This window comes from Kitasatospora sp. MBT66, from assembly GCF_000710405.2.
GTDB lineage: Bacteria > Actinomycetota > Actinomycetes > Streptomycetales > Streptomycetaceae > Kitasatospora > Kitasatospora purpeofusca.
Window position 1 is genome coordinate 1,791 of record NZ_JAIY01000035.1, and the last position, 376, is coordinate 2,166.

A 376-nucleotide genomic window follows, 5' to 3' on the forward strand; every position below is an offset into this window, starting at 1 on the left:
GCTGCTCCGGCACGGGCTCGCCTCGCTGCCTCCCACGCAGGCCGTCGAACTGCTCGGCGCCGCGCTGGACCAGGGCGAGAGCCACCTGGTCGTCGCCGACGTCGACTGGGCGGCCCTGTTCCGGGGCCGGGACCAGCGCCTGGTGGCCGAACTGCTGCCCCGTGACGGCGCCGGCTCGGCCGAGCAGGACGGTGGGGGTGCGGCCGCCGAGGCCGACCTCGTCGCCCGGCTCGGCGCGCTGCCCGCCGCCGAGCGCCGCCGCAGCCTGCTCGGCGTCGTCCGGGCCGAGGCCGCGGCCGTGCAGCGGCACCGCTCGGCGGACGCCGTCGACCCGGCCAGGGCCTTCCAGCAGCAGGGCTTCGACTCGCTGACCGCC

At 79.3% G+C, this 376-nt stretch carries 1 protein-coding gene; it reads left to right on the forward strand.

Translation table 11 applies throughout. The features are described 5' to 3' along the window. A partial coding sequence (locus BI06_RS52190; RefSeq protein ID WP_043479124.1) for an acyl carrier protein occupies positions 1-376 on the forward strand: 376 nt, incomplete at both ends.